Genomic DNA, 6,102 nt, shown 5'->3' with positions numbered 1-6,102 from the left:
GCACCTGTCTTTTCAGGTGCCTGACATCGACACCGTACAACTCCGCAAGCTCGCGGTCGAGCATCACTTTGTGACCGCGAATAACGAATATCTCCATTTGTCATTGCGAGGAAGGAACGAAGTGACTGACGAAGCAATCTCGCGGACGGGATTGCTTCGTCATCCCCGACAGGTCGGGGACTCCTCGCAATGACACCCGAGCGTATTTATACAAAATAATTGTTACGAAGTTGTTACGAAGAGAAAAAACGTAAATCGTGAAACGTGAATGGTGAAGGGTTAAAAGAAAACTACTCTTCACCCTTCACGTCCTTTTCCCACTCCCTACTTCCGGTTTTTTTTGAAGGAATCCACGAATGATTCGCAGTAAATGAATTTGTCGGCAAGAATTTCCGATGCGGCGGCGGCCGCCATCAATTCACCGTCGAGCGAGTCGCAAATGGCGGCGTCAAGGCCGCGGGATATGGCCATAGCCAGATAAGTTCTGTTGATAAGAGAGCGGTACGATTTGGACGCCCCTTGAGAAACGTTGCTTAAACCCACGATGGTCTTCGGCGCGGGGTCGCTGAGGAGCTTTATCTGGGCGATAACCTCAAGCGCGGCGCGCGGCGACGGCTGCGAAACGGCGACGGGCAGAAGCACGGGGTCGATGTAAACGTCCGACGGAGAAAGTCCCGCGTTCTCGGCGCCGGCCACGATGGCAGCGGCAAGTTCGAGTTTTTTTTCGTCCGAAGACGGGATGCCCTTTTCGTCCATCGTAAGGGCGATGAGTTCGGCCTTATAGTTTGCGGCCAGAGCTGCCAGGCGCGAAAGTTTGTCGGCCGAGGCGGTGGCGGAGTTAAGTATGGGTCTGTTCTTGCATATTGAAACGGCCGATTCCATCACTTCTATCGAAGACGTGTCGATGGAAATGCGGAAGTCGCCTTCTTTCTGAATCGTTTCTATGAGCCACTTCATCGCGGACTTGGGATCGTCGGAAGCGGGGCCCACGTTGACATCCAGCGCGGACGCGCCCGCGGCCATTTGAGAAGCGGCAAGCCCTCTTATGAACTTTTCGTCTTTGCTCCGGATGGCGGCGGCCACCGGCAAGAACATTCCGTTGATTTTTTCGCCTATTATAAACATGGGATTATTTTATGACTGTCCGGCGTGGATTTACCACGGCGTAAGTTTCGCGGGCTATCAAAAGGTCGCCGGAGCGCGGCATCACAAAAATCTTGACGCGGGACTTGTCCGACGAGATTTCGGCCTCGCGCGAAACGCAGGCGTCGTTTTTTTCTTTTGAAATCTCGATACCGAAACTTTCCAGATTCTCGAATATTCTCTGCCTCACATAAGGAATTTCCTCGGCCACATCGCCGGTAAGAGACACCGCCGCGAGGCCGGGCAGACCGAGCCAGTAGGCGCCCAGATATTTTCTGGCGCGATATACGTACATATCGACAGCCAGCCGCGATTTGGCGTCGCCGGCAAGCGCGTGTTCCATGACTTCCCTGAAATTTTCGCTTTCGCCGGAAACGCCCAGCAAACCGCTTTCGTAGTTAAGCGTGCGCTCAAGCTCTTTTATCGTCCAGCCGTTTTTGAGAAGAAAAATTATGATGCCTGCCGAAACGTCGCCGGAGCGTGTGGACATCATGAGACCTTCAAGAGGCGTAAAGCCCATGGAAGTGTCTACGGATTTCCCGCCTTTTATCGCGGCGGCGGACGAGCCCTCTCCGAGATAAAAAGTTATCATGTCGAGACCGGAACCGGCCCTGCCCAAAAGCGCGGCGGTTCTTTCAACCAGATATTTGTGCGACGGCCCGTGGAATCCGTATCTTCTGATTTTGTATTCGTGGTAAAGCCGTTCGGGCAGAGGATAACGATAGGCCGTTTCGGGCAAAGTCGAGTGAAAAGCCGTGTCGAAAACCGCCACGTGAGGAACTCCGTCGTAGATTTTTTGCGCGGCCTCGATGATTCTTAAATTGTACGGATTATGAAGCGGCGCGATGTCGAAGTCGCGGTACACCTCGGTTTTTACGGCGTCGCTTATTATCACCGAATCGGTAAACACGCCGCCGTGCACCACGCGATGTCCCACCGCCGCCACGTCGGAAACTTTAAATCCCGCGTCGGCAAGCACACCGCCGACGGCTTCGAGCGCGTCCTCGTGCGAAACGGTTTTTTTAAGAAAACTCTCGGGTTTGGCTCCGTCGCGGCCGACGGTAAAAACCGAATGGTCGGAACCGATTTTATTTATTTTGCCGGCCACCAGAGACACCTCGTCCGGCATTTCCCTTAAATCGAATTCCAGAGATTTTATTCTGGCGTTAAGAACAAGTATTTTCATAAATTATTATTTGCCGTTGAGAGGGGCGTAGCATTCTCTTTTTTGTCATTGCGAGGAACGCAGTGACGAAGCAATCTCGCTTATTGTGAGATTGCCACGCCCCGATGTCCATCGGGGCTCGCAATGACATTAAGGGAGACCACGCAATGACAAAGTTTATTCGCCGGCCAAACGCGAAGCTATGCCCCGCACGGCCGAAAGCGCTTCAGGGTGATACATCACCAAAATGTCCGCGCCCGCCTCAAGATACGCCGCGGCGCAGGACGCCTCCCAAATTATACCTCTTTTTTGGAAAGCCCCCCATCCGGGCGCCTCGGCATCCTGTGTGACGGACTCTTTAAGCTTCCAGCACTCCGCGCCGACGAAGTTTATCATGGGAGTGGCAAGCATCGCGTCGCCCGAAAGACCGGCGATGCGCGTTCTTTCCATTATTGTGTAACAGTATTCATAGCCGTATCCCAGCGCGCCGGTCGTCTGATGCACGACTATTTTCTCGACGGGGAAACCCGCGTCGGATATAAGAATATTGAGTTGTTTGGCCAAGTTAATGTCTATCGGCGCCTCGGCGATGAGAGCGTGGCCGTCGGCCAGTGCGGCGGCGGCCATCGTCTTGTAGTTGTCTTTGGTGGCGATGCCGATAAGGGCGTTGCGGCCCGCCAGCGCGTGGCTGACTGCCGGCATAATTTCGAGGTCTTTTGACAAAACTTCGCAGCCGATTACGGCGACCGGAATTTTGACGGCATCCGAAACGGCGCGCGCGATTTGCGCCGTGTCGTCGGCGGAACGGTCGCGCGACTCCGGATTCGCGCCCGACAACCGCAACAGGACAATGTCCGCGCCGGAGGCCTCGGCTTTCTTGGCCCAGGCGACCGGATCGTTCCAGACCTGACGCCAAACCGCGGCCAGCGGCTCAGGCCAGTCCGTCGGGGGAATATCGGAAATCTCCACGGCCAAAGCGGACGGGTTGCCCTGATAACCTTCGCCTTTAACGAAAGGCAAGGCCGCCGCGCCGCCGATCTTAACAATGCCCGACGGCGGCGCGCCGAGAGTTATTTCGTTGATTGCGGATGTCCACTTCTCAAAATATTTTTCCATAAGATTCCCGATAACGTCTCAACCATGCCCTATTTCGTAATTGCGCGGAGTAGGGGCGTATGATTATACGCCCCTACACGGCGAAGGCGCCCGTAATCCTGTCCATTATTTCCTTCGGAAAACTTGTCAGTGAAAAAACGTTTTTTGACTGCGGAAGCATTTCACCGATTTCCGGAAGTTCGGGGATGACGGCGGCAATTTCAATGTCGGCGCCCAATATATCGCGCGCCATTTTACGCGCCATCATCTCGTCGGACCCGCTTTTTATGCGATTCAAAATCAGCGATGTCTTTTTGACTTTTAGTTCCAGCGAAGCCGCCAGCGACTTTATGCGCGCGGCGGCCACAAGAGCCACGGGCGAAAAGTCCGAGACGATGAAAAGTTCGTCGAGGTCGTCGGTAGTGCGGCGCGACAGATGCTCGAGTCCCGCCTCGTTGTCGAGCAGAAGAACCGCGTATTTAGACGCCAGCCGCGAAAGGGCCGTCCGCAGAACTTCATTGACGAAACAGTAGCATCCCGGGCCTTCGGGGCGTCCCATGGCCAAAAGATCGTAGCCGTTATTTTCCGACAGTATCTCGGAAATTTTAAGCGCCGTAAAATCGGTCTTGGACATTCCCGCCGGAGGAACGTCGCGTTTTAACGATTCCCTCAAATCCGACACGGTGGCGTCATACGCGGCGCCGAGATAATAATTGAGATTCGCGTTCGGATCGGCGTCCACAACGAGCATGGGCCTGGCGCCTTTTTCAAGAAACGCGCGCGCCAGCAAAGCCGTAAAAGTCGTCTTGCCCACGCCGCCTTTGCCTGCGGTGGCTACGCGAATCGTCATTTTTTTTCTCCGCGGGCCGCGGCCAGATATTTTTTTGCCGACGGAAAAAGACCCTCGTCCGTGTGCGGGAAGAAAAGCGCGGCGGTGTACTCGTTCATAAAATAAGGATCGGCGCCCAGGTCGATATATGTCATTTTTCGCGCGGCTTCGTCCACGGCGCGGCGCGCGGCAGACGACACGAGCATACGCGCGGCCCCCGCCAAAGACGAATTGCCTATGAACTTGTATTTTTCCGTCGGCAGGTCGGGAAACATGCCTATGGCCACGGCTTTGGCGGCGTCGAGCGAATTGCCGAAACCGCCGGAAACGTAAATTTTGTCGATATCCGACGGCGCGTATCCGGTAGCTTTAAGAAGCGCCATTATGCCCATGAAAACCGCGCCCTTCGAGCGTATCAGATTTTCGATATCCGTCTCGGTAATGACGATGTCCTCTCCGGCCGACGACTCATCGGCCTTAACCAGTAAAAACTCCAGACCGGAGCCGGTTTCATCGTCGTATTTTCTCACGCCCGCGAAGGACGGATCGAGTTTGCCGGAGCGGTTCATCGCGCCGACGGCCAGAAGTTCGCACAACAAATCTATGAGACCCGTGCCGCATATACCTTTGGGTTTGGCAGAGTTTATTGTGGTGTAAGCCAATCTGCCGCCGTCGGAGAAAACCTTGTTGACGGCTCCGTCGATGGCGTGCATTCCGCTTTTGATGCCCACGCCTTCAAACGCCGGTCCGGCGCTCGTGGCGGCGCAAACAAGAAATTCCGAATTGCCCAAAACTATTTCGCCGTTAGTGCCCGCGTCGACCAGAAGACAGAGTTTTTCGGCGGTGAGCATATCCGTGGCAAGCAGCCCGGCGGAAATGTCGCCGCCGACGTAGGCGCTCACGCAGGGCGCCGCGAAGAGCGCGGCGTCCGGGTTGATTTGAAGTCCCAGGCGCGACGGCGATACCGTCGGGAAAAACTGCGCGACCGGCGCGAACGGTTCCAGCCGCACTCTGGCGGGATTTATCTTGTATAAAATGTGCGCCATCGCGGTATTTCCGGCCACGGCCACCGCGGAAATGTCGTCGGGCGCGAGGCGCGCACAATAGAGCAGCGAAGAAACCAGATCGTTTATAGCTGCCGCCGCCAGATGCGACAGGACGTCGAGGCCGTCGGGGGTGGACGCGTAAATCATGCGGGTTATGACATCCTCGCCGTGGGTTATCTGACGGTTATACGTCACCTTGGCGTCGATGACGGCTGATTTTTTAAGGTCTATCAGCGCGACGGCCACGGTCGTTGTGCCCACGTCGACGGCTATGCCGTAATTGCGCGAAGACGTATCGCCGTCGGCGACACCCAAAACCCTCGCCGCCTCGGGAGGACTGTCGCGGAAGACCGAAAATGTCCTGCCGGAAGACGCCGCCAGCGGTTCGGATATTTTTCGCAGCAGGTCGAGAGGCACGGCAATGTTCCTGACGTTCGTTCTTGCGCACAATATCGCCGAGAGTTTTTCCCATTCGCCGGACGAATTGACGGCTATATCCGTCGTAGAAACGAATATTTTTTCGACGGACGGCGAGTCCGGATATTCCCGTCGGGGCCCGAGAAGCGGCCGTGATTCGGAGTAGATTTCTTCCAGCCGCGAAAGCTCCGGCACAAAAATTTCAAGATCGGCGGAAGTCGTCTTCGCGCGGCAGGACAGCACGGAACGCCCGCCGATTTTTACCATACATCTGCCGCATGTGCCGGCTCCGCCGCAACGGGCGTTGAGATAAACACCGCCGGCGCGAAGGGCGTCCAGAAGCGTAACGCCTTCGTCGGCAAGAATCGTTTTATTGTACGGCAGGATTTTTAGTTTGGGCATCTCTG

6 protein-coding genes are annotated in these 6,102 nt (G+C 55.6%); all 6 read right to left on the bottom strand.

All coding sequences use genetic code 11. The annotated features are described in order from the left end of the window. Positions 1-97 (bottom strand): DNA-binding protein (locus tag CVU77_06790; GenBank protein PKN01178.1); only part of this gene is annotated, 97 nt, incomplete at its 3' end. Positions 98-324: 227 nt separating this feature from the next. Next, positions 325-1,125, bottom strand: coding sequence for a hypothetical protein (locus tag CVU77_06785; GenBank protein ID PKN01176.1), 801 nt, complete (start codon positions 1,123-1,125; stop codon positions 325-327). A 4-nt stretch (positions 1,126-1,129) separates the two neighbouring features. Continuing rightward, positions 1,130-2,329: an acetate kinase gene (locus tag CVU77_06780; protein PKN01175.1), complete on the bottom strand. Its 1,200-nt coding sequence runs from the start codon at positions 2,327-2,329 to the stop codon at positions 1,130-1,132. Positions 2,330-2,485: 156 nt separating this feature from the next. Beyond that, entirely contained in the window at positions 2,486-3,424 is a 939-nt protein-coding gene (locus CVU77_06775; GenBank protein ID PKN01174.1) for an acetyl-CoA decarbonylase/synthase complex subunit delta, read from the bottom strand. A 73-nt stretch (positions 3,425-3,497) separates the two neighbouring features. Next, entirely contained in the window at positions 3,498-4,253 is a 756-nt protein-coding gene (locus CVU77_06770; GenBank protein PKN01173.1) for a carbon monoxide dehydrogenase, read from the bottom strand. Further along, entirely contained in the window at positions 4,250-6,097 is a 1,848-nt protein-coding gene (locus CVU77_06765; protein PKN01172.1) for a hypothetical protein, read from the bottom strand. The genes CVU77_06770 and CVU77_06765 overlap by 4 nt, the downstream gene beginning before the upstream one ends. Positions 6,098-6,102 lie beyond the last annotated feature (5 nt).

This window comes from Elusimicrobia bacterium HGW-Elusimicrobia-1, assembly GCA_002841695.1.
In the GTDB taxonomy this organism is placed as follows: Bacteria; Elusimicrobiota; Endomicrobiia; order PHAN01; family PHAN01; genus PHAN01.
This window is presented reverse-complemented; position numbering and strand designations above follow the sequence as displayed.

What these genes read in the sequence shown, in the direction of transcription:
- CVU77_06785 (PKN01176.1), bottom strand. Translation starts at nt 1,125, where the DNA reads ATGTTTATAATAGGCGAAAAAATCAACGGAATGTTCTTGCCGGTGGCC.
- CVU77_06780 (PKN01175.1), bottom strand. Translation starts at nt 2,329, where the DNA reads ATGAAAATACTTGTTCTTAACGCCAGAATAAAATCTCTGGAATTCGAT.
- CVU77_06775 (PKN01174.1), bottom strand. Translation starts at nt 3,424, where the DNA reads ATGGAAAAATATTTTGAGAAGTGGACATCCGCAATCAACGAAATAACT.
- CVU77_06770 (PKN01173.1), bottom strand. Translation starts at nt 4,253, where the DNA reads ATGACGATTCGCGTAGCCACCGCAGGCAAAGGCGGCGTGGGCAAGACG.
- CVU77_06765 (PKN01172.1), bottom strand. Translation starts at nt 6,097, where the DNA reads ATGCCCAAACTAAAAATCCTGCCGTACAATAAAACGATTCTTGCCGAC.